The following is a 22782-nucleotide window of genomic DNA, read 5'->3' as shown; positions in this document are numbered from 1 at the left end:
GAGCGCGACGTCCGGCTCGTGATCTCTACCTCACCGCACGGGCCCATCCCGCGCAGCGGGTTCGTTCTCCGGCCCCATTTCGGTCGTTTTGAGCCTTGCCCACGTGAGCAACGCTCAACCTTCATTTTTGAAGCTCGTTCGCCGGAAACTGGCGTTTCGCACTGCTTTACCCGAAAATCTGCGGAATCTGGCGGCATGGTTTTGCCTAAACTCCGATTCTCAGCGCTTACGCCGCTCGGCCCTGAAGGACTTCAGGTAAGCCAAGTGTAGGGCTAACTACCTGCTACGCAATGAGAAATTGGCGCACCCGACAAGATTCGAACTTGTGACCTCTGCCTTCGGAGGGCAGCGCTCTATCCAGCTGAGCTACGGGTGCTTCCCGGGAAACCGGAAAACGAACCAACCGGTGAGCCGGCCAGCCACGGCTTCTTAGCGGAAGCCGGGGCGAGCTTCAACGGCCAATTGGCGATTGTGCGGCGCTCCCCCTCTCCGTCTCGGCTTCGCCGAGCTACCTCTCCCCACTTTGTGGGAGCGAGGAACCCAAACTCCTAGCTCCTCATCCCTCCACCTCGCTCTTCGCCACCCTGCGCTGCACCCCGCGCGTCGTCCGCTTCTGCTTCTTCGCGGTCAGCTCGTGCATGGCGTCGAGCTGCATTTGCTGCATTTCGGCCAGCCGCTGCCACTGGCGCGAGATCAGGTAATCGAGCTTCTCGTGCAGGTGCCGCACCTCCAGCTCCGCCTTGAGGTTCACCCGGTAGTCGTTGAAGGAGCGCAGCCGGTCTTTGGCTTCCTGCCGCTTCTGGCTCATCATGATCACCGGCGCCTGGATGGCGGCGATGCAGGAGAGCATCAGGTTGAGCAGGATGAACGGGTAGGGGTCGAAGGCGCCGCCCACCGCGCCCTCGGCGAGGTTCAGGCCGATCCAGATCAGGAGCACGGCCGCGAACGAGATCAGGAACCACCAGCTGCCGCCGAACTCGGCCATCGAGTCGGAGACGCGGTCGGCGAAGGAGCGGTGCTCCTCGAACTCCTCTTCCGAGTTTTCGGAGATCGTGTCTTGTCTCGCGATCGATTCCACCACCTGGCGGTCGAGCTCGGAGAATTCGCCGTGCTCCTGCTGCAGCAATTCCTCCATGTAGCGCATGCGGTAGCGGGCGAGCTCGGCGCGGCTGACGCGCGCGCCGCGCGGCAGGTCCGGATGGTCGGCGCGGATGCGGTCGGCGAGGCTGGGCCTGAGATCGTCGATGCGCACCAGGTCGCGCTTGCGGAACTTTCTGCCGCTGATCGCCGACGGCTTCTTCTTCGGCTTGACCCTGCCGGGCACGTGCGGTTCCGAATCCGGCACCTCCGGCGCTTCGAGGATCTCGTCCGCCGCCTCGTGCGCGTCCTCCGCTAAGGTGTGCGCCTCGAAATATTCGCCGCCGCTTTCGTTCTCGTCGTCGGCTTGCTTCTGCGCCTTGGGGTCGCCGGCCATATTCGGTGCTCCTCTTTTCGGCTTTCCGATACGATACGCCAAGCCGGCGCGGCATATCCATCGCGACTGTGAAGGTCGTGTGACGGAACAAGTTCTTGTGATTGGCTGGATGGGGGCGTGCCTCTTCGCCGGCCTCTAACTGCAATCGCCTATGGCGGCGCAGGCCCCCGCTCCGTCTCGGCGCTGCGCGCCGATCCACCTCTCCCCCGCTTCCGCGGGGGCGAGGAAACCAGGCTTGCGAAGGTCGCGGCCTTCGCGATTGGCGTTTCCTCGCCCCCATGAAATGGGGGAGAGGTGGATCGGCGAAGCCGAGACGGAGCGGGGGACCGCCGTTCGCGATTGTCCGCCGCTTCCGCCATGGGTCTCGGGGAGCCTTTATCGAGCTGCGCATGGGCCTGGAGCAATCGTCTCCGCCGCCTGGCCTTGATCCGGATCAAGCTGCCCTCTGTGGTTGGCCTGCTAGCAAAACTATATCCGCTTCAGGCCTGATCGCAGGCTCCCGCCACCAAGGGCGCGCATCGCCCCGCAGAACAGGGATCGCCACCATGTACAAGCACATCCTGATCGCCACCGACGGTTCGGAGCTCGCCGGCAAGGGCGTCGCCCATGGCCTGGAGCTGGCCAAGGGCCTCGGCGCCACCGTCACCTTCGTCACCGTCTCCGAGCCGTTCCCGGCGCTGGCCTGGGGCGGCGCCATGGCCGGCTATGTCGCCGCCGACGAGCTCACCAATTACCAGGAAAGCGCGCGCAAATATGCCCGCGAGGTGCTGGACAAATGCAAGGCCGAGGCCGACGCGCTCGGCGTCAGCGCGAAGACCCTGCATGTCGAGAACAAGGCGCCCGCCGAGGCCATCCTCGACACCGCCCGCGCGGAAGGCTGCGACTTGATCGTCATGGCCTCGCATGGCCGCAGAGGATTCGGCCGGCTGGTGCTCGGCAGCCAGACGGCGGAAGTGGTGTCGCTGACGCAGATTCCGGTGCTGGTGGTTCGGTAAGGGGGTAGTTCGTCACCCTAGGGTCTGCGCGCGTCGCTTCGCTCCTTGCTCCGCCCTAGGATGACGAGGCCAATAGGTCGCGGCGCACAGGCACAGCCCCTCGAGACCTGCTACTGCGCCGGCAAACCCGGCAACGACGAATCGGGCGCCGCCAAACCAGGCGACGGCAGCCCCGGAAGCGCCGAACCGGCAGGCTCCTGCCCGGCATACATCAGCCTTGGCTGTGCATCCGCCGTCATAGGCCCCAGACTCCTTTGGATCAGCGCCTCGACATGGTCGTTGCGCTGGCGCGCGCTTTGGGCGCCCATCACCACCACGATCAGATGCCTGCCGTCGGCATTGTAGGAGGTGACGATGTTGTAGCCGGAGGCGCGGATATAGCCGGTCTTGATGCCGTCGATGCCGCGCACCCGGCCGAGCATGTCGTTGTGGCCGCGCACCAGGCGGCCGCGGAACATGAAGTCGCTTTCGGAGAAATAGTGGAAATGCTGCGGGAAGCGGTGCTCGAGCGCGATGCCCAGCACCGCCATGTCGCGCGCGCTGGTCACCTGGCCGGCGTCGGGCAGGCCGCAGGCGTTGTGGAAAATGGTGCTCGCCATGCCGAGCTGACGCGCCTTGGCGGTCATCATGGCGGCGAACTGGTCCTCGCTGCCGCCGCCGAGATATTCGCCCACCGCCACCGCCACGTCGTTCGCCGACTTCACCACCATGGCGCGGATGGCGGAATCGATGTCGATCGTCTCGCCGCGCCTAAAACGCAGTTTTGTCGGCGGCTGCGAGGCGGCGTGATCGGAGACCGGGATCTGCGTTTCCTTGGTCACCCGGCCCGAGTCCAGCGCCTCGAACAGCATGTAGAGCGTCATCATCTTGGTCAGCGACGCCGGATAACGCTGCGCCGTCGAGTTGACCTCGAACAAAGTCTTGCCGGTCGAGGCGTCGACCACGATCGCCGCGTATTTCTGCGGCGCGGCCGGGACAGTGAGCACGCTTTCCGGCGGCGCCGCGGTGGTGCAGCCGGCGACGACCACCAAAAAGGCAAGCGCGGCGATCAGTTTCTGGAGGAGCGGAAGGGGACGCGGAGTGGACAAGACTGTTCTTAAGCTGTTGCTGAGATGCCGGGGAAGCTAACGTAACGCACCTGCCGCGTCCATTTGGTTAATGGGCGTAACAAGGCCTTTGCCCAGGTTTCGGAGGCTTGCGCTGCCGGCGACGCTGCCAATCTCCCCCCTTGCGGGGGAGATGCCCGGCAGGGCAGAGGGGGGTGCTGTCCCGCCGGCGTGGCCGCCATGTCCTTAGACGAAGCCCTGATTGACGTTGCTCATGCTGCAGTGCCGCGATCCTTCACACCCCCCTTTGTCCTGCCGGACATCTCCCCCGCAAGGGGGGAGATTGGATGCTGCCTAGGCTTTCGCCAATCGCCGGCGTTGTAGGGCGCGATTTCGACCCGCTTTGCCATCCCCACCCCCTTGCCGCTATGGTGCTTGCGGCTTGGACTTGGGGGGATCGGCATGTCGGAAATCGCCACGGGCACGACCCCGCTGCTGAGGGCCTCGCTCAGCCGCACCGGCAAATGGGCGGGCGGCGTCGCTTTCGTCAGCGGCGCGGTGTCGGATGTGCTGAACCCGCTCGGGCCCTTTGCCGCCTATATCGCGCTGGTCGCCTCGGTCGCAGCCGCGATCATCGCCGTCGCCATGGTGCTGCGCCTGGTGCTGGCGGCCAGGGCCATGCCGGCGCTGATCTTCGCAACAAGCGCCGCGGCGATCGCCGGCGGCGTCTATGGCGTCCAGCAGGAGACCAACTCGCAGAACGGCGTGATCGCCACGCTGGTGCCGGCGGTGGCGCAATTGCAGCAGTCGCTGGGTATCGTCTCGGAGAAGGTGGCGAAGATCGAGCAGACGGTCACGCAGACGCAGAAAACCGTCGAGGCGGTCAAGAAGTCGACCGACACCGTGGCGCAAAAGACCGACCAGATCGCCTCGGCCCAGCAGCAACAGACCGCTCAGGGCGCCGAGACGCAGAAGACGGTCGAGGCGGTCAAGCAGACTATGGATACGCTCGCCGAAGGCCAAAAACAGCAGCAGGCGCAGGCCGAGAAATTGCAGGCGACCACCGAGCAGATCGCCGCCTCCATCGACACGATCGCCAAGGGCTTTGCCCAGCTCGCCCCGCAGGGCGGCGCGATCGCCGATCCAAAGCGTCCCGACGAGTTTTATCACAATGCCCGCGTCTACGAGCTGGCCGGCGACATGCTCAATGCCCGCCGAGCCTATCTCGCCTTTGCCGGCTTCGATGTCGACGCCATCGATCCCTACACGCGCTTCGCCACGCTGCTGAGAGTCCAGGACGGCAAGGCCGGCGCCCGCGAAGTGTTAGGCACGCTCGCCGAAAAGGCCAGGGCGCCGTCGATCAAGCTCGTCCACCTGCTCCAGTTCGACGATGCCCAGCGGCTCGGTAAGTTGAACGCCTTCATAGCGGCCAATCCGGATTATGCGCCGGCTTACTTCCTCGAGGCGCAGGAATTTTCGGAGGATCGTCTCGGCAGCCAGACGCTGGCCGACAAGCGCAGCGAAGCTGAGGCGCTGACCAAATTCGTTTCCTATGAGAAGATGGCGGCCTGCTCAAATATTTCGTCGACCAGACCCAATTGGCCGACTGGCTCGACCGCAGCCGAACCCGGCTGGCAGCACTTGGCGACGTGCTCGACCCCTCGCGCTTCGTGCCGACGCTGACGCCGACGCGCTCGAATGCCGGCTGGTCGATGACGATTTCGCTGCCCGAGCCGGCCACCGCGATTTCCTGGCGGCTCGGCGACAGCGGCCCGTTCACCGACACCGGCTTGCTCGCGACCAACGACCAGCGCACCGGCAAGCCGATGCCCAATCCGAGCTTCGAGCTGCCGGACAGCACCGCGGCAACCAACATCGCGATCAAATATCTCGACACCAGGGGCCGCGAGACCGGCCCGTTCGCCATCCGCTTCGATCCGGATTCAGCGCTCCAGCAGGGCAACAAGCAGATCCTCGACCAGTTCTGGACGTCGTGGATCGCCTTCGATGCCAGCGGCAACCACGGCCTGGTCTATTTCACGCAGATGCTCTCCTTCCGCTGCGCCATCGGGCAAGTCCGTTACAGCCTGAACGGCACCGCGCTCGACAAAGAGATCAAGATGCCGCCTTGCGACGCCAAGGACCCATACGCCATCCCCGCCGACTACCAGCCCTACTTCAAGGTGAGGGACGACGTGAAATCGATGGCGGTGCAGGTAACCTACACGGATGGCACGAAGTCGCCGGTGCGGGAGTATAAGCGGCAGTAGGAGCTCCCACCCTCCCCTTGTGGGGAGGGTCGATCCGCCTAGCGGATCGGGGTGGGGTCGAAAGGATTCTTTTGTTTGAACCCCCACCCCGTCGAGCGGTCTCCGCGTTGCTCCGACCGCTCGCCGACCTACCCCACAAGGGGGAGGGTGGGCGCTGACGCAAAATGCCATTCACCGAGCTTGCATCCTCTGCATGGGTCAGGCTTTGCTGCCTACCTGTAAGAGATTCGAGGCAGAGCCATGGACACCGTCGCGATCAACGCAAAGGACATCTCGGTCTCGCTCGATCTCGCCGTCGGCCATATCGCCGCCATGGAGATCGAGGCCGACGGCCGCCGCTTGAAGCCGCTGCACCGCGCGCCCTGGGTCGGTTCGCCACGCGAAGAACTGCCGGAAAATCTCCCTGAAGGCACGGTGCGTCTGTCCGGCGATTTCCTCTGCGCGCCGTTTTCCACCAGCGATGTCGAGGCAGCACCCCTGCATGGCTGGACGGCCAACAGCGAGTGGGATGTCGTCGAAAACGGCGCCATCGCCGGCGGCTGGCGGGCCGTCTTCCGGCTCCGCCGCAAGGTGATGGGCGCCGCCGTCGACAAGATCTTCACGCTGCGCGACAACCATCCCTTCCTCTACCAGGAGCACGTCTTTTCCGGCGGTACCGGCGCCATTTCCGTCGCGCATCATCCGATGACGGCGATGCGGGATGGTGGACGGCTCGCCTTTTCGCCGAAGCGCCTGGCTGTGACGCCGGCCACTCCGCTGGAGCCAGATCCGGCGCGCGGCCGGTTTCGCCTGGCCTATCCCGCCCGCTCCACCGATCTGACCCATTTCCCGATCGCGGCCAGCGGCACCGCCGATCTCACCGACTACCGCATGGAGGCTAGGGGCGAGGATTTCATCACGCTGGTCGAGGCCGATCATGACGGGCCGGGCTGGACGGCACTAGCGCGGCGCGCCGAGCAGGATCTGGTGCTGGTGCTGAAGAATCCGGCCGAGCTGCCGGTCACCATGCTGTGGTTCAGCAATGGCGGCCGCGACTACGCGCCCTGGAGCGGCCGCCATGTCGGGGTGCTCGGCATCGAGGACGGCCGCGCCGCGGTCGGCCATGCTGCTTCGCTCGGCGACAACTGGCTGAAGCACGAAGGCGTGGCGACGGCCTTCGCCCTCGCCGAAGGGCGCAGCGTCTCCTTCCGCCATGTCATCGGCGCGGTTCCGTTGGCCGATGCCGAGCCGCCGGCCAATCTCGAATCGGCGCCCGACCGGCTGCGCATCCTTGCCGCGGGCGGGGCCACGCGGGAGGTGCCGTTCGATGGCGACTTCTTGCGCATTGGCCGCTCGGTTCCGGCGTGAGGGGTTCGGGCCAGAGCGCCCGAGAGTTCGTCATTCCAGGGCGGAGCAAGGAGCGAAGCGACGCGCGCAGACCACAGGATGACGATGTCGAATGTCGCGACCGCCCTCAAGGGTGTGCGATAGAACCCTTGGCGATAGGGATCATTGTTTGAAATTTCCGCCGACAGCCGCCAAGATGCGGCCGGAGTCGCTAGCAAAGAGGCGCTGATGTCTGACTTGGCCCATATCACTGCCGCCATCTTCAAGCGCGCTGGCAAAGCCAAGCGTTTCGTAGTTGCCATCGCCGGCCCGCCGGGAGCCGGCAAGTCAACGATATCGGGCAGGCTGCATGAATTGCTGCCGGAAGGCACGTCGGAAGTCGTGCCGATGGACGGCTTCCATTTTGACGACATCATCCTCAACCGGCGCGGCCTGCGCGCGCGAAAAGGGGCGCCGGAAACCTTCGACTTCGCCGGCTTCGAGACACTGTTGAAGCGCATCCGCTCCGGCGAACCGGACATTGCCATTCCGGTCTTCGACCGCAACATGGAACTGTCGCGCGCGGCGGCCGAAGTGATCGACGCCGACACCAAGTTCATTCTTGTCGAGGGCAACTATCTCCTCCTCGACGAGGAGCCGTGGTCGCGGCTGGCGCCTTTGTTCGACTTCACCATCTTCGTCGACGCGCCGCGCAATGAGCTCGAGCGCCGCCTGATGGAGCGCTGGCGCGGGCATGGCAAATCCGACGAGGACGCCAGCGCCTGGATCGCCTCCAACGATATGCCGAACATCGAGCGCGTGCTGGCGCGCCGCCGGGAGGCCGATCTGGTGCTTGGTTAACCTGCTCAATTTTCACTATTTTTGGACGGGAACCTTAAGAGTTTCGCGCCGTTATGGCCGTACCGGCGTAAGGGAACCGTCTGATGGCAACCAAGACCAGAAAACCCGCGCCCGCGAGAAGCAGGGCCAATCAATCCAGAACAACGCAATCGAAGGCCGGCGCCGCCGAGGCGACGGCCGCCGAGCGCACCAAGGACGCCAAGCCGACATTCGGCAAGGCGGCGCCCAGGAAAGTGGTGCCGGGCGCGTCGCACAAGGTCGGCGCAAAACCCGTGAAGCCGCATAAGCCGGCGGCGGCGAGGTCCGGCCCGGTTCGCACCGTTGCAAGCGTTGCGGCCGGCGCGGTGGTCGCCACCGCTCGGCTTGCCGCGTCTGTTTTCGGCCGGGGCGGCGCTAAAACCAAAGCCAAATAGAGCGAAATAATGCATGTCGCCCAGAAGTGTGCAGCGGTTCTGGGACAACGACATGCATCAAAACAAAGGCTTAAAGCGCGTCGCCTGAATCCGTTTCAGCGCGACGCGCGCTTTAGCTCCTCGCCGGAATGGTGAGACCCCGCTGCACGGCCGGCCGTGCAAGGCCGCGCTCCAGCCATGCCGCGACGGTCGGGAAATCGTCGAAGCCGACGAGGTCGCGCGCTTCGTAGAAACCGATCAGGTTGCGCACCCAGCCGAGCATCGAGACATCGGCGATGGTGTAGTCGTCATCCATGATCCATTCCCGGCCTTTCAGCCGCGTTTCGAGGACGCCGATCAGCCGCCGCGATTCGTCGCGATAGCGCTCCAGCGGCCGCTTGTCGGCGATCTCGCGCCCGGCGAATTTGTTGAAGAAGCCGACCTGCCCGAAGATCGGGCCGATCGCGGCCATCTGGAAGAACACCCACTGGATCGTCTCGTAGCGCCGGATCGGATCGGACGGAATGAGCTTGCCGGTCTTGTCGCTGAGGTAAAGCAGGATGGCGCCGGATTCGAACAGCCCGATCGGCTTTCCGTCGGGCCCGTTCGGGTCGATAATCGCCGGTATCTTGCCGTTCGGGTTGAGCGACAGGAATTCCGGCGTCCAGCTCTCATTCTTGCCGATATCAACGTAGTGCGGCTCGTAGGGCAGGCCGATCTCTTCCAGCGCGATCGAAATCTTCACGCCGTTGGGCGTCGCAGAGGAATAGAGCTGCAGGCGGTCGGGGCGCTTGGCCGGCCAGCGCTTGGCGATCGGAAAGGCGGACAGGTCGGTCATCGGAGGCTCCGGATGCGGATTGGCGCCGGGCGGCGCTCGTGGCGGGTGGGCAAGAATTAGGATCGTGATCCGCCTGGATCAATAGGCCGGCAATCGGCCCGCCGTGCACGGACGGTCAACCCAAGCAATCCGCCGGAAGTGCATTCCGATGGATGCCTGTTCGTCTCAGATCGCTTTGAAGGCCAGCACCGCATTGGTGCCGCCGAAGGCGAAACTGTTGCTGAGCGCGGCGCGCACCTTGCGCTCGCGCGCCACGTTCGGCGTCACGTCGAGATCGCATTCCGGGTCGGGCTCGCGGTAATTGGCGGTCGGCGGCACGATGCCGTCGCGGATCGCCATCACGCAGGCGATCATCTCCAGCCCGCCCGATGCGCCGAGGCAATGCGCGTGCATCGACTTGGTCGAGGAGACCGAGAGCGCGCGCGCATGCTCGCCGAAGACGCGCTTGATCGCCGCCGTCTCGATCTGGTCGTTGGCCTTGGTGCCGGTGCCGTGCGCGTTGAGATAGTCGACGTCCTCGGGATTGAGTCCGGCATCGACCAGGCAGAAGCGCATCGCCGCCTCCGGCCCCTCGACCGTAGGAGCGACGATGTCGGAGGCGTCGGCGGAAAGCCCGGCGCCGGCGATCTCGGCGAGGATGGTGGCGCCGCGCGCCATGGCATGGTCGTAGCTTTCCAGCACCGCCATGCCGGCGCCTTCGCCGAGCGACAGGCCCTGGCGGTCGGCCGAGAACGGCCGGCAGGTATCGGGCGAAAGCACCCTCAGCGCTTCCCAGCCCTTGAGCACGCCCCATACCAGCGGCGCTTCGGTCCCGCCGGCGACCATGACGTCGGCGCGGCCGAGTCGGATTTGGTCGACCGCAGAGGCAATGGCGTGATTGGCCGACGCACAGGCCGAGGTAGCACCGAACACCGGGCCGCGCAGGCCGAGATTCATGCTGACCTGGCCGGCGGCCGCGCCCGGCATCACCTTCGGCACGGTGAAGATGGCGGCACGGTTGCGTCCATCGATCAGGATCGCGCGGTAATTTTCCTCGATCGTTTCGAAGCCGGCGACGCCGATGCCGACGACGGCGCCCATCCTGTAGGTGTTGTCGGCATGGGCGACCAGCCCCGACTGTTGCATCGCCTCCCGCGCCGCGATCACCGCCAGCAGGCTGAAGCGGTCCATCGACACAACCTGCTTGCGGTCGATGCCGTGATCGGGCAGCGCTTTGATTTCGCTGCCGACCTTGACCTTCAGGTCATGCAGCGAAGGGTTGTCGATCGGGCCGATTGCCGAGCGGCCCTCGCGCATGGCGCTCCATATGGCCGGCACATCGTTGCCGAGCCCGCATATTCCGCCAATGCCGGTGATGACGACGCGTTTCAGCATGCAATCAGGCTTTTTTCGCGATCAGATCGCGAACCGCCTCGACCATGTCGCCGACGTTCTTGAGGTTGCTCCAGGCATCGACCGTGTTCATCTCGATCTCGATGCCGTACTTCTCCTCGAGATCGAAGATGATCTCGGTCAGCTCCAGCGAATGGATGCCAAGCGTGTTGAGATCGGTGCTGGTGGTGATTTCGTCGCCGCCAGTCTCGGCATGGGCCTTGATCTTTTCGATGATTTCGGTCGTCAGCTGGTCAGCCATTCGGTTCCTTCCCCTGTCGTTTTCCGACGCCAACTGATCAGCGCCCCTTCGTCCCCGGATTCGCAAACGCCGTCATCCTTACCTCTCCAGGCATCGCGTGACCGCTCCAAGGTGGCTCCCTCTATAGAAACCGAAACGATGTCAAGCAACAAGCTATATATCGACAAAGCCACCGGAGTGCTTAACGTTGGCGCCGTGGACATGATCGACGATACCCTGGTTCCCCCGCCTGCCGCCCAACGTGTTGCCGGGCGAGGCAGGCTTTTCTGCGGCAGAACAGGCGGCCGGACCAGCATTCGGCGCCTCTACCAGGACGGATCGGCCAAGATTCGCATGCCGGCGGTACATGGCGAGCCGCTCGAGGCCGTGCTGATCAACACGGCCGGCGGATTGACCGGCGGCGACCGGCTTGGCTGGGAGATCAAGGTCGGCGAGGGCGCCTCGGTCTCGATCACCACCCAGGCGTGCGAAAAAATCTATCGCGCCGCATCCGATCGCGCCGAAACGAAGGTCAGCCTGGATGTCGGCGCGGGCGGCCGGATTGCCTGGCTGCCGCAGGAAACCATCGTTTTCGACCAGGCGGCCTTCGCCAGAACGCTCGATGTGGAGCTTGCGGCGGACGCCGAGGTGCTTTTGCTGGAAGCCACGCTTTTCGGCCGGCTGGCGATGGGCGAACGGACGGTCCGGGGCAATTTCCACGACCGCTGGCGGGTTTGGCAGGACGGCAGGCTTATCCATGCCGAGGATTTTCGCGTTGGGCCGGATATTGCAGCCGGCCTCCAGCGCCCGGCTGTGGCCGGCGGCTCAAGCGCAGTTGCAACCATGCTTCTCGTCTCTCCGCGTGCGGAAACCCTGCTGGAGCCGGTCCGCGCGATCATCGGCGACCCGATGATCTGTGGTCCCTCTATCAGTCACCGGGGCGGCGTCAGTTTCTGGAGCGTCGGGCAATCTGGCAAGCTTCTTGCGAGGCTCACCGCCGGCGACGGCTACCAGCTCCGCAAGCGTCTGGTTCCGCTCGTCGAGCTGCTCAACGGGCAGGCTGGTCTGCCCAAATTATGGTCACTCTGACCTTCGAATACTTCGATCATGGATACTGGGAAACCGCATGAATCTGACGCCGCGTGAAAAAGACAAGCTGCTGATTGCCATGGCGGCGATGGTGGCGCGCAAGCGGCTGGAGCGCGGCGTCAGGCTCAATCACCCCGAGGCGATCGCTTTAATCACCGACTTCGTCGTCGAAGGCGCGCGCGACGGCCGCTCGGTGGCCGAGCTTATGGAGGCCGGAGCGCATGTCGTCACCCGCGCTGAGGTCATGGACGGCATTGCCGAGATGATCCACGACGTCCAGGTCGAGGCGACGTTTCCCGACGGCACCAAGCTGGTGACCGTGCACGAACCGATCAGGTGAGGCCCATAAGGCGAAGAGAGGACCGATGCTGGAACTCAGGCCCAATTGCGAATGCTGCGACAAGGATCTGCCGCCCGAGGCGGCGGATGCGCGGATATGCACGTTCGAATGCACCTTCTGCGCCGACTGCCTGGAAAACGTGCTCGACGGCCTCTGCCCGAACTGCGGCGGCAATTTTGCGCCGCGGCCGATCCGGCCGGCGGCAAAGCTGGAGAAATATCCGGCCTCGACCAACCGTGTGCTCAAGGCCGAGGGGTGCGGCCCCCGCAAGGCCGCGTAACCATTTGCTAGATTGGAAGGCAGACCCATGATCTCCGCATCCACGAAACGCAACACACTCGCCGCGATCCTTTTTCTGGCCGCCGCGATGCCGGCCTATGCCCATGTCGGGGCCGGCACGACCTCTTCCTTCACGGCTGGCTTCATGCACCCGCTGTCCGGCCTCGACCATATGACGGTGATGATCGCGGTCGGTCTGTGGGCGGCGATGAAAGGCGGCAGGGCGGTGTGGGCATGGCCGCTCGCCTTCGTCGGCGTGATGCTGGCTGGCGCAACTTTTGGCATGCTGCAGGTGCCGGTGCCCTTCGTCGAACCGGGTATCCTCGCTTCGGTCGTGGCGTTCGGGCTGCTGGTCGCGCTGGCGGTCGATCTGCCGGTCTCGGCGGGCGTGGCCATCATCGGCCTGTTCGCCCTGTTCCATGGCCATGCGCATGGCACCGAAGTGCCGGAGAATGCCGGCGGGCTCGAACATATGGCGGGCTTCGCCGTCGCCACGGCCCTTCTTCATGCCGTCGGCATCGCGGCAGCGCTCGGGCTTGGGCTGCGCTTCCGGAGCATGATACGCGCCGCAGGCGCCGCCTGCGCGGCGGTCGGCGTCGGCCTTGCCTTCGGCATGCTGTGAGGCCGCGATGATCCCGGGCGAAATCATCACGGCAAAGGGCGAGATCGAACTGAACGAGGGCCTGCCGACGGTCACGCTCAAGGTCGCCAACAGCGGCGACCGTCCGATCCAGGTCGGCAGCCATTATCATTTCTTCGAGACCAACGAGGCTCTGAAATTCGACCGCGAGCGCGCCCGCGGCATGCGGCTCGACATCGCCGCCGGCACCGCCATGCGCTTCGAGCCGGGCCAGGAACGCGACGTCACGCTGGTGCCGCTCGGCGGCAAGCGCGAGGTCTATGGATTCCAGCAGAAGGTGATGGGCAAGCTGTGAGGTCTGGCGGCGGGCTCAAATCATTTTGGAGGCTTGGCGGCCGCGTAGATGACGATCTTGCCCGGATTGTCGAATTCGACGGCAAGCACGTCCTCGGCGAGCACGCGGCGCGAATCGATCGCATTGAACAGCAACGCGTTCGCCTCGATCTCCTGCCGCAGTTCCGCGACGTCGTCCTGATGCTGCTTCACCTTGTTCTCGATCGCCGGCGGCGGTCCGCCCTCGCTGCGCGCGGCATCCGTCAGGAACACGATGTCGACAGTGTCGAGCTTGGTCGTCTTGCGCACCGTGCCGATATTCTCGCGCGTGCGGTCGATCGCCGTAATGACTTTGCCGGCTTGCGTCTTCGACAGCGCCTCCTCCTGCCTGACGTCGGAATCGACGATCGTCGCAGCCGGCTTGTTGCTATCCAGCGGCTGCGCCGGGAACGCGGCGTGCGGGGCGGCGGCTATCATAAGCGCGGCCGCGGCCGTAGCTGGAAAAGGTATTTTGACGCCGCCCGTCATCGCTCGCTCCTGGCTGAATTTCCTGTGGGGCGAAAAGAGCGAAACGTCTCTTGCGAGCCGGAAGTTCCCTCAGGCTTGCCGCCGGCGGGCCTGGAACCGGCCCGCCAGGCGGCGCAATCAGCTTGCCTTCTTGGTGATCAGGGTCAGCGCGCCATTGGGCTGCAGGCTGGCGGCGATCACTTGCGCCGAGCTTATTCCTTTGGCCTCGAGCGCGGACTTCACCTTGGGCGTCGCGTCGATCGATTTGCGCAATGTCTGCAGGCCGGCGTCGCCGCGTTGCGCCACGATCTGGTTGACCTGCGTTTGCGTATCCTTGGGAAGTTCGGTGATGTCGACGATGTTGACGCTCTCGATGGTCGGCGGCTTGGGGGTAGCGGGAGCAGGCGCGGCCGGCGCCGGGCTTGGCTGAGGCGCGGGCTGCTGCTGGGCGCTCGCAGCGCCCGCCATCATCAAGGCGGCGGTCGCCGCGAGAAATATCGTCTTGCGCATGGATGTTCCTTCCATCGGGTTGGCAAACGGTGGTTTTGGGCTGACTCGGCCACCTCAACCGCCAAATGGGATCGGAAGGTGTCGCCGGGCGGGTCATTGCGTGACCATTGGATGGCGAGAATGTGCGGCCGGCCTTCAATCAACCTTCATTTCGGGAGCAATCGCTGATGGCTAGAATTTCACGCGCCGCCTATGCGCAGATGTATGGCCCGACCGTCGGCGACAAGGTGCGGCTGGCCGACACCGAGCTCTTCATCGAGGTCGAGAAGGATTTCACCGTGCATGGTGAGGAGGTGAAGTTCGGTGGCGGCAAGGTCATCCGCGACGGGATGGGCCAGAGCCAGGTTTCTCGCGCGCAAGGCGCCGTCGACACAGTCATCACCAACGCGCTGGTCGTCGATGCGCTGACCGGCATCCTCAAGGCCGATATCGGCCTGAAGGACGGCCGCATCGCGGCCATAGGCAAGGCCGGCAATCCCGATACGCAAGATGGCGTCACCATCATCATCGGGCCAGGAACCGAGATCATCGCCGGCGAGGGCAAGATCCTGACCGCCGGCGGCTTCGACGCGCATATCCACTTCATCTGCCCGCAGCAGATCGAGGAAGCGCTGATGAGCGGCATCACCACCATGCTCGGCGGCGGCACCGGTCCGGCCCACGGCACTTTGGCCACCACCTGCACGCCCGGCCCCTGGCACATGGCGCGCATGATCCAGTCCTTCGACGCCTTCCCGATGAATATCGGCCTGTCCGGCAAGGGCAACGCCTCGCGGCCGGCAGCGCTGGAAGAGATGGTGCTGGGCGGCGCCTGCTCCCTGAAGCTGCATGAGGACTGGGGCACGACGCCGGCCGCGATCGACTGCTGCCTGTCGGTCGCCGACGACTACGACGTGCAGGTGATGATCCACACCGACACGCTGAACGAGTCCGGCTTCGTCGAGAACACGGTGGCAGCCATCAAGGGCCGCACTATCCATGCCTTCCACACCGAGGGCGCCGGCGGCGGCCACGCGCCCGACATCATCAAGGTCTGCGGCCTGCCCAACGTCATCCCGTCATCGACCAATCCGACCCGGCCTTACACCGTCAACACCTTGGCCGAGCATCTCGACATGCTGATGGTCTGCCATCATCTGTCGCCGTCGATCCCCGAGGACATCGCCTTCGCCGAAAGCCGCATCCGCAAGGAGACGATCGCGGCCGAGGACATCTTGCACGACATCGGCGCCTTTTCGATCATCTCCTCCGACAGCCAGGCCATGGGCCGCGTCGGCGAGGTGGCGATCCGCTGCTGGCAGACCGCCGACAAGATGAAGCGCCAGCGCGGTTCGCTGCCGCAGGAAACCGGTGAAAACGATAATTTCCGCGTTCGCCGCTACATCGCCAAATACACGATCAATCCGGCCATCGCGCACGGCCTGTCGAAGGAGATCGGCTCGGTGACGGCGGGAAAGCGCGCCGATCTGGTGCTTTGGAACCCGGCCTTCTTCGGCGTCAAGCCGGAGATGGTGCTGGTCGGCGGCTCGATCGCCGCCGCCCCCATGGGCGACCCCAACGCCTCGATCCCGACGCCGCAGCCGATGCACTACCGGCCGATGTTCGGCGCCTATGGCAAGGCGTTGACCAACTCCTCGGTCACCTTCGTCTCGAAGGCCGCCTTCGACACCGGCCTGCAAGGCAGGCTCGGCGTCGACAAGGCGATGGTCGCGGTCGAGAACACGCGCGGCGGCATCGGCAAGCATTCGATGGTGCTCAACGACGCGACGCCGCATGTCGAGGTCGATCCCGAAACCTATGAGGTGCGCGCCGACGGCGAGCTTCTGACCTGCGAGCCGGCGACGGTGCTGCCGATGGCGCAAAGGTATTTTCTGTTTTAGGCGCGATTGCGCCTTTCGGTGAGAGGGCAAATTCCGTTGCGGCTGGAGTGTGGACCCTGCACTATGCGGTTGAGCAACTGCATAGCGGACAACCATGCCCACCGAAATCGCCTCTCCCCACGACATCTTTCCGCATATCCGCATCGTCATGGGCATGGTGATCGGCCTTGGCGTCACTCGGCTCTTGTCCGGGTTTGCCCGCATCGTCCAGCATCCTGGCCAATACAAGCTCTATCCCGTGCATCTGGCCTGGGTCGGCTCGGTTCTGCTGATGCTGGTGCATTTCTGGTGGTGGGAGTTCGGGCTCTACGCCATCGAAAACTGGACCTTCGGCAAGTATCTTTTCATCATCTTCTACGCCATCACGCTGTTCCTGCTCTGCGCGCTGCTGTTTCCGGACTCAATGCTCGATTACACCAGCTACGAGGACTATTTCTATTCGCGCCGGGCCTGGTTCTTCGGCCTGCTTGGCGCGACCTATCTGCTCGACGTGATCGACACGCTGCTCAAGGGGCCGGAGCATTTCGCCCGCTTCGGCATCGAATATCTGTTTCGCACGCCGGTGTTCGTCGCGCTCTGCATCGAGGCGATATTGGTCAGCGACCGCCGCTTCCACATCGCCTTCGTCGCGGCGGCCCTCATCTACCAGATATCGTTCATCCTGCGGCTCTTCGACACGATCGTCTGAGCGGCATTGGGTGGATTGCTGCGATGGTCTAGGGTCCAAGGAAAAGGCAGGGTTCAACCATGTACAAAGCCGTCGGATCGCGAGGCTCCCGCGTCAGCCGCGTGCTCTGGATGCTCGAGGAGCTCGAACAGCCCTATGAGTTCGTCGAGATCAAGCTGCGCTCGCCGGAGGCCTATGCGCTGAACCCTTCCGGCAAAGTGCCGATCCTGATCGACGGCGAGCTGAAGATCACGGATTCGGCGGCGATCTGCGTCTATCTCGCCGACAAGCATTCCGATAGGAATATGGGCGCCGATCCGGGCCTCGCCGGCCGCGCCGAGATGGATTCCTGGATGCATTTCGCCCAGAGCGAGCTTGAAGCGCCGCTGTGGAACAAGCTGCGCCACCGCTTCCTGCTGCCCAAGGAGCTGCGGGTCGATGTCGGCCCTGCCGTCGCGCATGATTTCGCTTCCGAGGTGAAGGCGCTGGACCGACGGCTCGGCGACAAGCCCTTTGCGCTCGGCAACCGTTTTTCCGCGGTCGACGTCCTGCTCGGCGACATGGGCGGCTGGGCGCGCGCCGGCAGGTTTCCGATCGAGTCCGATCGGGTCAACGCCTATTTCGATCGTGTTCTGCAGCGCCCGGCCCGAGCCCGTGCGCAGGCGAATGGAGGAGCCTTCACATGAAGCTCAACATCAATACCGATTTCACCAAGTTTCCGCGCGCCGTCTCGGTACTCCCGGCCGGCGAGGCATCGGCAGCCGCAGCCTACGACAAGGCAGTGCTGGCCCATGACGAACGGCATCTGCGCCGCCGTGCGATAGAGACGGCGGCAGGCGGCAGGGTGCTGGTCGACCTGCCCGAGCCGGTGGCTCTCGGCAATGGCGACCGGCTGGTGCTGGAAGATGGCCGGCAGCTCGAGATCGTCGCCGCCCCGGAAGAGGTCTACGACATCCGCGCCCGCGACGCCGTGCATCTGGCCGAGCTTGCCTGGCATATCGGCAACCGCCATCTCGCGGCGGCGATCGAGGCGGACCGCATCCTCATCCTGCGCGACCATGTCATCAAGGCGATGCTGGAAGGGCTGGGCGCCACGGTCAACGAGGTGCTAGAACCGTTCACTCCGGTGCGCGGCGCCTACTCCGGCCATGGCCACGACCATGACCATCATGGCCACGGCCATCACGATCACGACCATCACGATCATGATCATCACCATCATGACCATGACCACCACCACCATGACTGACCAGCCGTCGCCCATAGCGCTGCTGCGGCTGATGACCTGGCTGTCGCCGTCCTTTCCGGTCGGCGGTTTTTCCTACAGCCATGGCCTCGAACGCGCCGTGCATGAAGGACTGATCGCCGATCGCCAGGATCTCGCCGGCTGGCTGGAGACGCTGGTCGAGATGGGTTCCGGCTGGAACGATGCCGTGCTGTTCGCCGAAAGCTGGCGGCGCGCGCGTGACGGCGGCGATCTCGCGGAAGTCGCCGCGCTTGCCGAGGCGTTCGCCGGGTCGCAGGAGCGGCACATGGAAACCATGCTGCAGGGCGCTGCCTTCCTCAAGGCGGCTTCCGCCTGGCCGTGTCCCGCGCTGGAGCGCTTGCCGGCCGACTGCGCCTACTGCGTTGCCGTCGGCGCCGTTGCCGGGAGCAACGGCATCGGCCTCGCGGAGGCGCTGTCTGCCTCCCTGCAGGCCTTCTTCTCCAACCTCGTGCAGGCCGCGATCCGGCTCGGTGTGATAGGGCAGGTCGACGCAACGGCATTGTTAGCCGGTTTTGAGTCTTTGACTCTTGCGACGGCCGACCGCGCCGCGAATTCTTCGCTCGACGATCTCGGCGGCGCAGCCTCGATGTCCGACATCATGGCGATGAAGCACGAAACCCAATATTCGCGTCTGTTCCGTTCATGACCATCCTTGCCTTCGCCCTCTCTTTCGTCCTGCTCCTGATCACCACGCTGCACGTCTATTGGGGCATCGGCGGCATCTGGCCGGGCAGGGATGCAAAATCCTGCGCTCACGCCGTCGTCGGCTTTCGCGGCGTCGACGAAATGCCCTCGCCGGTCGCGAGCTTTGCGGTCGGTGGGTGCCTGGCTCTTGCTACACTGTGGCCGCTGGCGCTTGAAGGCGTCTTCGCGGCGCCCTTTCCAAAGGAAGGGCTGGCAGCCACCGCATTGCTCTTCGGCCTCGTCTTCCTTAGCCGCGGTGTCGCCGGCTTCACGCCCTGGTGGCGCCGGCTGACGCCGGAGCAGCCCTTCGCTCGGCTCGACCAAAGCCTCTATTCGCCGCTCTGCCTGCTTATCGGGGCGAGCTTCGCCATCCTTGCCATCACGGAGTTTCCGGCATGACATCGAAAAACGGTCCCCTTCGCATCGGCATCGGCGGCCCTGTCGGCTCCGGCAAGACGACGCTGACCGAAAAGCTCTGCAAGGCGCTGCGCGGCGACTTCTCGATCGCCGTCGTCACCAACGACATCTACACCAAGGAAGACGCCATGATGCTGGCCCGCCTGCAGGCGTTGCCGGAGGAGCGCATCGTCGGCGTCGAGACCGGCGGCTGCCCGCACACCGCCATCCGTGAAGACGCCTCGATCAACCTGCGGGCGATTGCCGAGCTGAACAAGAAGTTTCCCGACCTCGACATCGTCTTCATCGAATCCGGCGGCGACAATCTTGCCGCCACCTTCTCGCCGGACCTTGCCGATCTCACCCTCTATGTCATCTCGGTCTGCCAGGGCGAGGAAATACCGAGGAAGGGCGGCCCGGCCATCACCCGCTCCGATTTCCTGATCATCAACAAGAGCGATCTCGCGCCCTATGTGAACGTCAACCTCGACGTGATGGATCGGGACGCCACCCGCATGCGCGGCAAGCGGCCGTTCGGCTTCACCGATCTGTCGCGCGGCAAGGGCCTCAAGGAGGTGATCGACTTCATCGTCGAGCATGGCGGGCTGCAATCGGCGCGGCCCGCGGCCTGACCGATCGTTTGGCCTGACCCACCAGTTTACGGTTGCTGGCCACGGCCATGCACGGCATTCTGGAGCAATTCCAGGAAAAGTGCGTAGCGGTTTTCCGTCCGGAATCGCGTAACGGCAGAACCGCCAAAACCGGAGGATTTTCGATGAGCGTCGCCCGCTTGCAGAAGGAAACCCTGACCAATCTTCCTTACTATGAGGAGCGGGTCGATCTCGCCGCCGCCTTCCGCTGGACGGCGCGGCTCAATATGCACGAGGCGGTGGCCAATCACTTTTCGCTGTCGGTCAACGAGGACGGCACCAAATTCCTGATGAACCCCAACCAGGTGCATTTCTCGCGCATAAAGGCGAGCGACCTGCTTTTGATCGACGCCAACGATCCCGACACGCTATCCGGTCCCAACGCGCCCGACCCGACCGCCTGGGGCCTGCACGGCGCCATCCACCGCAACGTGCCGCATGCGCGCTGCGCCATGCATGTGCATTCCATCCACGCCACCGTGCTTGCCTCGCTGGCCGACTCGACGCTGCCGCCGATCGATCAGAACTCGGCCATGTTCTTCAACCGCCATGTCGTCGACGCTCACTATGGTGGGCTGGCTTTCGAGGAGGAGGGCGAGCGCTGCTCGCAGCTTCTGACCGACCCCAAGGTCAAGGTGATGGTGATGGGCAATCACGGCGTGATGGTTGTCGGCGACACCGTTGCCGACACTTTCAACCGCATGTTCTATTTCGAGCGCGCCGCAGAAACCTACATCAAGGCACTTTGGACGGGGAGGCCGCTGCGCACGCTCTCCGATGCGATTGCCGAAAAGGCGGCAAGCGAGATGGACGACTATCCCGGCCAGGCCGAGCGCCATCTTTCCGAACTCAAGGCGATCCTCGACGAGGAAGAGCCGGTCTACAGGAACTGAGACTTTTTTTCCTTCTCCCCGTTACTATACGGGGAGAAGGTGCCCGAAGGGCGGATGAGGGGCAGCGCCGACGTCTGCGGTTAGCTCAGAGCCCCAATTGCGCCCGCAATTCCTCGGCGCTATTGATCACGATCGCGCCGGGCGGTCCTTCCATTGGCGCCTCCGGCCAGAAGATCGTCTTCATGCCCGCAGCCAGCCCGGCCATGGCGCCGGTGTGGCTGTCGTCGATCGCAATGGCGTCGGCCGGATCGACGCCGGCGAGATACGCGGCGCGCAGGAACGGTTCCGCATGCGGCTTGCCTAGCCGCACGTCGTTGCGGCTGACCGTGTGCATGCCGGGATAGACGAGACCGACCGCGCCGAGATTGGCGTCGACGATCAGCCGGTCGGAATTGGAGACCACCGCCTGCTCGACGCCCAATGCCCGCAATTCGTTGAACACCTCGATCGCGCCCAGGCGCGGCTTCAGCGTCTCGGCCATCGGCAGGTAGTGATCGTACTTGCGCACGATCCAGTCGTCGAACGGCAGGGAGAGGCTGAACTCGTCGCGCAGCATCTCATAGACCGGCCATGCCGCGATGCCGAGCACGCGCTCGTGCAGGTTGGTCGGCGGCGCGATGCCGACGCTGCGCAGGGCCGCCACCAGCGCTGCCTCATGCAGCGGCTCGCTGTCGACCAGCGTGCCGTCCATGTCCCAGAAAACCGCTTTCGGCGTCATACAAGGCTCCTTTTGCCGATCCCCTTAATGCGTTTGCACGCCGAGATAAACCGCCTCGCAGGCAAATGGCTACGGAATTGGTCAAATCATGGCAGATAGTCATCGCAGGCAATTGCTCTTTCGATAGACAATTGCGCATAGCCGCTTTCGCTGTAATCTATAGCGCCCGCCCATGCGGGCTGGGGAGGCAGGATGTGAACTCGCGACAGGAAACCGGCAACACCAGATTGGACGACGCCGCGCGCGCCGGCTGGCTCTATTACGTCGCCGGCAACACGCAGGACCAGATTGCCGCCAAGCTGGGCATTTCCCGGCAGACGGCGCAGCGGCTGGTGTCACTGGCGATGTCGGAAGGCCTAATCAAGGTCCGCGTCGATCATCCGATCGCCAACTGCCTCGACCTTGCCGCGCGCCTGAAATCGCGCTTCGCGCTCGATCTGGTCGAAGTGGTGCCGAGCGATCCGACCTCGTCCTCGACGACGACCGGTATCGCCGAGGCCGCCGCGGCCGAGATCGAGCGGCGGCTGCGCTCGGCTGCGCCCATCGTCATGGCGATCGGCACCGGGCGCACGCTGAAGGCGGCGATCGAGCAGCTGCCACCGATGGAGTGTCCGCAGCACAAGGTCGTCTCGCTCACCGGCAACATCTCGCCCGACGGTTCGGCCGCTTTCTACAACGTCATCTTCACCATGGCTGACCGCGTCAAGGCTCGCTCCTTCCCGATGCCGCTGCCGGTCATCGCCTCCTCGCCGGAAGAGCGCGACATGCTGCTCAGCCAGCCGATGATCCAACCGACGCTGGCGCTCGCCGCGGAAGCGGACGTCACCTTCGTCGGCATCGGCGATCTTGGCCCGAAGGCGCCGCTCTATGAGGACGGCTTCATCTCGGAAGGAGACCTGAAAGCGCTGCAGAAGGCCGGCGGCGTCGCCGAGATCGTCGGCTGGGTGTTCGACCGCGAAGGCCGCATGATCGAAGGCATCACCAATGACCGCGTCTCGTCGGCGGCGCTGCCGTCGCGCGAGAAATCGCTGGTCATCGCGCTTGCCATGGGCGATCGAAAGCTGCCGGGCATCCTCGCCGCAGTGAACCGGCGGCTTGTCAACGGCCTCATCACCGATGAGCGGACGGCCGCGGCACTTCTCCGCGCCGCATGACCGGAGCCGGAGGCCCGGAAGGATTGATGTGTCGCGATTAGA

General features: G+C 64.6%; 26 protein-coding genes, 1 tRNA gene and 1 pseudogene. 19 read left to right on the top strand and 9 right to left on the bottom strand.

The genetic code is table 11. The features are described from left to right. Nucleotides 1-299: 299 nt before the first annotated feature. Nucleotides 300-376 (bottom strand) — tRNA-Arg (locus RFM40_RS14725). A gap of 180 nt (nucleotides 377-556) precedes the next feature. After that, nucleotides 557-1474, bottom strand: a complete 918-nt coding sequence (locus tag RFM40_RS14720) for a DUF1003 domain-containing protein (RefSeq protein ID WP_320225120.1) — start codon at nucleotides 1472-1474, stop codon at nucleotides 557-559. 545 nt (nucleotides 1475-2019) lie between these two features. Between RFM40_RS14720 and RFM40_RS14715 the strand changes: the two genes are divergently transcribed. Continuing rightward, nucleotides 2020-2469: a universal stress protein gene (locus RFM40_RS14715; protein ID WP_320271868.1), complete on the top strand. Its 450-nt coding sequence runs from the start codon at nucleotides 2020-2022 to the stop codon at nucleotides 2467-2469. A 110-nt stretch (nucleotides 2470-2579) separates the two neighbouring features. Here the strand turns inward: RFM40_RS14715 and RFM40_RS14710 are convergent, their stop codons facing one another. Next, the gene (locus RFM40_RS14710) at nucleotides 2580-3557 is read right to left on the bottom strand and encodes a D-alanyl-D-alanine carboxypeptidase family protein (protein ID WP_320277716.1); all 978 of its coding nucleotides are present in this window, start codon (nucleotides 3555-3557) and stop codon (nucleotides 2580-2582) included. A gap of 420 nt (nucleotides 3558-3977) precedes the next feature. Between RFM40_RS14710 and RFM40_RS14705 the strand changes: the two are divergent. From RFM40_RS14705 to RFM40_RS14690, 4 genes and pseudogenes are all read left to right on the top strand, one after another. Further along, nucleotides 3978-5785 (top strand): annotated as a pseudogene (locus tag RFM40_RS14705) (methyl-accepting chemotaxis protein). 240 nt (nucleotides 5786-6025) lie between these two features. Next, on the top strand, nucleotides 6026-7132 hold the full coding sequence (locus RFM40_RS14700; RefSeq protein WP_320277715.1) for a hypothetical protein: 1107 nt from the start codon (nucleotides 6026-6028) through the stop codon (nucleotides 7130-7132). A 207-nt stretch (nucleotides 7133-7339) separates the two neighbouring features. After that, a complete protein-coding gene (locus tag RFM40_RS14695) occupies nucleotides 7340-7951 on the top strand; it encodes a nucleoside triphosphate hydrolase (protein ID WP_320225115.1) in 612 nt (203 codons plus the stop codon). A gap of 83 nt (nucleotides 7952-8034) precedes the next feature. Then, entirely contained in the window at nucleotides 8035-8364 is a 330-nt protein-coding gene (locus RFM40_RS14690; RefSeq protein ID WP_320225114.1) for a hypothetical protein, read from the top strand. A 112-nt stretch (nucleotides 8365-8476) separates the two neighbouring features. Here the strand turns inward: RFM40_RS14690 and RFM40_RS14685 are convergent, their stop codons facing one another. From RFM40_RS14685 to RFM40_RS14675, 3 genes are all read right to left on the bottom strand, one after another. After that, entirely contained in the window at nucleotides 8477-9181 is a 705-nt protein-coding gene (locus RFM40_RS14685) for a glutathione S-transferase family protein (protein WP_320225113.1), read from the bottom strand. 165 nt (nucleotides 9182-9346) lie between these two features. Next, entirely contained in the window at nucleotides 9347-10555 is a 1209-nt protein-coding gene (locus tag RFM40_RS14680; RefSeq protein WP_320225112.1) for a beta-ketoacyl-[acyl-carrier-protein] synthase family protein, read from the bottom strand. A 4-nt stretch (nucleotides 10556-10559) separates the two neighbouring features. Next, the gene (locus RFM40_RS14675) at nucleotides 10560-10814 is read right to left on the bottom strand and encodes an acyl carrier protein (protein ID WP_320225111.1); all 255 of its coding nucleotides are present in this window, start codon (nucleotides 10812-10814) and stop codon (nucleotides 10560-10562) included. A gap of 195 nt (nucleotides 10815-11009) precedes the next feature. On the opposite strand from RFM40_RS14675, the gene RFM40_RS14670 reads away from it, so the two are divergent. Genes RFM40_RS14670 through RFM40_RS14650 form a run of 5 tightly spaced genes read left to right on the top strand, consistent with a single transcriptional unit; the run spans nucleotide 11010 to nucleotide 13436 of the window. Then, on the top strand, nucleotides 11010-11882 hold the full coding sequence (locus tag RFM40_RS14670) for an urease accessory protein UreD (RefSeq protein ID WP_430691674.1): 873 nt from the start codon (nucleotides 11010-11012) through the stop codon (nucleotides 11880-11882). Nucleotides 11883-11919: 37 nt separating this feature from the next. Beyond that, entirely contained in the window at nucleotides 11920-12222 is a 303-nt protein-coding gene (locus tag RFM40_RS14665; RefSeq protein ID WP_320225110.1) for an urease subunit gamma, read from the top strand. Nucleotides 12223-12247: 25 nt separating this feature from the next. Further along, nucleotides 12248-12502: a DUF1272 domain-containing protein gene (locus tag RFM40_RS14660; RefSeq protein ID WP_320225109.1), complete on the top strand. Its 255-nt coding sequence runs from the start codon at nucleotides 12248-12250 to the stop codon at nucleotides 12500-12502. 27 nt (nucleotides 12503-12529) lie between these two features. Continuing rightward, nucleotides 12530-13123: a HupE/UreJ family protein gene (locus RFM40_RS14655; RefSeq protein WP_320225108.1), complete on the top strand. Its 594-nt coding sequence runs from the start codon at nucleotides 12530-12532 to the stop codon at nucleotides 13121-13123. A gap of 7 nt (nucleotides 13124-13130) precedes the next feature. Next, nucleotides 13131-13436 carry an urease subunit beta gene (locus tag RFM40_RS14650; protein WP_320225107.1) on the top strand — a complete coding sequence of 102 codons (306 nt, stop codon included), beginning with the start codon at nucleotides 13131-13133 and terminating at the stop codon, nucleotides 13434-13436. Between the two features lie 20 nt (nucleotides 13437-13456). Here RFM40_RS14650 and RFM40_RS14645 read toward each other — a convergent pair whose 3' ends face one another. Continuing rightward, entirely contained in the window at nucleotides 13457-13942 is a 486-nt protein-coding gene (locus RFM40_RS14645) for a hypothetical protein (protein ID WP_320225106.1), read from the bottom strand. Nucleotides 13943-14059: 117 nt separating this feature from the next. After that, nucleotides 14060-14431, bottom strand: coding sequence for a hypothetical protein (locus tag RFM40_RS14640; RefSeq protein ID WP_320225105.1), 372 nt, complete (start codon nucleotides 14429-14431; stop codon nucleotides 14060-14062). 167 nt (nucleotides 14432-14598) lie between these two features. Here RFM40_RS14640 and ureC point away from each other — a divergent pair, with 167 nt between their 5' ends. From ureC to RFM40_RS14600, 8 genes are all read left to right on the top strand, one after another. Further along, the gene (ureC, locus tag RFM40_RS14635; protein ID WP_430691673.1) at nucleotides 14599-16311 is read left to right on the top strand and encodes an urease subunit alpha; all 1713 of its coding nucleotides are present in this window, start codon (nucleotides 14599-14601) and stop codon (nucleotides 16309-16311) included. A gap of 94 nt (nucleotides 16312-16405) precedes the next feature. Then, entirely contained in the window at nucleotides 16406-16999 is a 594-nt protein-coding gene (locus tag RFM40_RS14630) for a hypothetical protein (RefSeq protein ID WP_320277714.1), read from the top strand. A 59-nt stretch (nucleotides 17000-17058) separates the two neighbouring features. Continuing rightward, a complete protein-coding gene (locus tag RFM40_RS14625; RefSeq protein WP_320225103.1) occupies nucleotides 17059-17664 on the top strand; it encodes a glutathione S-transferase family protein in 606 nt (201 codons plus the stop codon). Continuing rightward, on the top strand, nucleotides 17661-18227 hold the full coding sequence (gene ureE / locus RFM40_RS14620; protein ID WP_320225102.1) for an urease accessory protein UreE: 567 nt from the start codon (nucleotides 17661-17663) through the stop codon (nucleotides 18225-18227). The genes RFM40_RS14625 and ureE overlap by 4 nt, the downstream gene beginning before the upstream one ends. Beyond that, nucleotides 18220-18891 carry an urease accessory protein UreF gene (locus tag RFM40_RS14615; RefSeq protein WP_320225240.1) on the top strand — a complete coding sequence of 224 codons (672 nt, stop codon included), beginning with the start codon at nucleotides 18220-18222 and terminating at the stop codon, nucleotides 18889-18891. Before ureE ends, RFM40_RS14615 begins: the two co-directional genes overlap by 8 nt. Further along, on the top strand, nucleotides 18888-19328 hold the full coding sequence (locus tag RFM40_RS14610; RefSeq protein ID WP_320277713.1) for a DUF3995 domain-containing protein: 441 nt from the start codon (nucleotides 18888-18890) through the stop codon (nucleotides 19326-19328). Before RFM40_RS14615 ends, RFM40_RS14610 begins: the two co-directional genes overlap by 4 nt. Further along, nucleotides 19325-19957, top strand: a complete 633-nt coding sequence (gene ureG / locus RFM40_RS14605; protein WP_320277712.1) for an urease accessory protein UreG — start codon at nucleotides 19325-19327, stop codon at nucleotides 19955-19957. Before RFM40_RS14610 ends, ureG begins: the two co-directional genes overlap by 4 nt. A 143-nt stretch (nucleotides 19958-20100) precedes the next feature. Continuing rightward, nucleotides 20101-20868, top strand: a complete 768-nt coding sequence (locus RFM40_RS14600; protein WP_320225099.1) for a class II aldolase and adducin N-terminal domain-containing protein — start codon at nucleotides 20101-20103, stop codon at nucleotides 20866-20868. 85 nt (nucleotides 20869-20953) lie between these two features. Here RFM40_RS14600 and RFM40_RS14595 read toward each other — a convergent pair whose 3' ends face one another. Further along, nucleotides 20954-21586 carry an HAD family hydrolase gene (locus RFM40_RS14595; protein ID WP_320225098.1) on the bottom strand — a complete coding sequence of 211 codons (633 nt, stop codon included), beginning with the start codon at nucleotides 21584-21586 and terminating at the stop codon, nucleotides 20954-20956. Nucleotides 21587-21780: 194 nt separating this feature from the next. Here RFM40_RS14595 and RFM40_RS14590 point away from each other — a divergent pair, with 194 nt between their 5' ends. Continuing rightward, a complete protein-coding gene (locus RFM40_RS14590) occupies nucleotides 21781-22740 on the top strand; it encodes a sugar-binding transcriptional regulator (protein WP_320277711.1) in 960 nt (319 codons plus the stop codon). The last annotated feature ends 42 nt before the right edge of the window (nucleotides 22741-22782 follow it).

The organism is Mesorhizobium captivum, from assembly GCF_033977165.1.
Taxonomy (GTDB): Bacteria; Pseudomonadota; Alphaproteobacteria; order Rhizobiales; family Rhizobiaceae; genus Mesorhizobium; species Mesorhizobium captivum.
The sequence above is the reverse complement of the archived record's forward strand: the minus strand, read 5'-3'. Positions and strand labels throughout refer to the sequence as shown.

Coding starts and splice junctions, on each gene's coding strand:
- RFM40_RS14720 (WP_320225120.1), bottom strand. CDS start 1,474: ATGGCCGGCGACCCCAAGGCGCAGAAGCAAGCCGACGACGAGAACGAA.
- RFM40_RS14715 (WP_320271868.1), top strand. CDS start 2,020: ATGTACAAGCACATCCTGATCGCCACCGACGGTTCGGAGCTCGCCGGC.
- RFM40_RS14700 (WP_320277715.1), top strand. CDS start 6,026: ATGGACACCGTCGCGATCAACGCAAAGGACATCTCGGTCTCGCTCGAT.
- RFM40_RS14695 (WP_320225115.1), top strand. CDS start 7,340: ATGTCTGACTTGGCCCATATCACTGCCGCCATCTTCAAGCGCGCTGGC.
- RFM40_RS14690 (WP_320225114.1), top strand. CDS start 8,035: ATGGCAACCAAGACCAGAAAACCCGCGCCCGCGAGAAGCAGGGCCAAT.
- RFM40_RS14685 (WP_320225113.1), bottom strand. CDS start 9,181: ATGACCGACCTGTCCGCCTTTCCGATCGCCAAGCGCTGGCCGGCCAAG.
- RFM40_RS14680 (WP_320225112.1), bottom strand. CDS start 10,555: ATGCTGAAACGCGTCGTCATCACCGGCATTGGCGGAATATGCGGGCTC.
- RFM40_RS14675 (WP_320225111.1), bottom strand. CDS start 10,814: ATGGCTGACCAGCTGACGACCGAAATCATCGAAAAGATCAAGGCCCAT.
- RFM40_RS14665 (WP_320225110.1), top strand. CDS start 11,920: ATGAATCTGACGCCGCGTGAAAAAGACAAGCTGCTGATTGCCATGGCG.
- RFM40_RS14660 (WP_320225109.1), top strand. CDS start 12,248: ATGCTGGAACTCAGGCCCAATTGCGAATGCTGCGACAAGGATCTGCCG.
- RFM40_RS14655 (WP_320225108.1), top strand. CDS start 12,530: ATGATCTCCGCATCCACGAAACGCAACACACTCGCCGCGATCCTTTTT.
- RFM40_RS14650 (WP_320225107.1), top strand. CDS start 13,131: ATGATCCCGGGCGAAATCATCACGGCAAAGGGCGAGATCGAACTGAAC.
- RFM40_RS14645 (WP_320225106.1), bottom strand. CDS start 13,942: ATGACGGGCGGCGTCAAAATACCTTTTCCAGCTACGGCCGCGGCCGCG.
- RFM40_RS14640 (WP_320225105.1), bottom strand. CDS start 14,431: ATGCGCAAGACGATATTTCTCGCGGCGACCGCCGCCTTGATGATGGCG.
- ureC (WP_430691673.1), top strand. CDS start 14,599: ATGGCTAGAATTTCACGCGCCGCCTATGCGCAGATGTATGGCCCGACC.
- RFM40_RS14630 (WP_320277714.1), top strand. CDS start 16,406: ATGCCCACCGAAATCGCCTCTCCCCACGACATCTTTCCGCATATCCGC.
- RFM40_RS14625 (WP_320225103.1), top strand. CDS start 17,059: ATGTACAAAGCCGTCGGATCGCGAGGCTCCCGCGTCAGCCGCGTGCTC.
- ureE (WP_320225102.1), top strand. CDS start 17,661: ATGAAGCTCAACATCAATACCGATTTCACCAAGTTTCCGCGCGCCGTC.
- RFM40_RS14615 (WP_320225240.1), top strand. CDS start 18,220: ATGACTGACCAGCCGTCGCCCATAGCGCTGCTGCGGCTGATGACCTGG.
- RFM40_RS14610 (WP_320277713.1), top strand. CDS start 18,888: ATGACCATCCTTGCCTTCGCCCTCTCTTTCGTCCTGCTCCTGATCACC.
- ureG (WP_320277712.1), top strand. CDS start 19,325: ATGACATCGAAAAACGGTCCCCTTCGCATCGGCATCGGCGGCCCTGTC.
- RFM40_RS14600 (WP_320225099.1), top strand. CDS start 20,101: ATGAGCGTCGCCCGCTTGCAGAAGGAAACCCTGACCAATCTTCCTTAC.
- RFM40_RS14595 (WP_320225098.1), bottom strand. CDS start 21,586: ATGACGCCGAAAGCGGTTTTCTGGGACATGGACGGCACGCTGGTCGAC.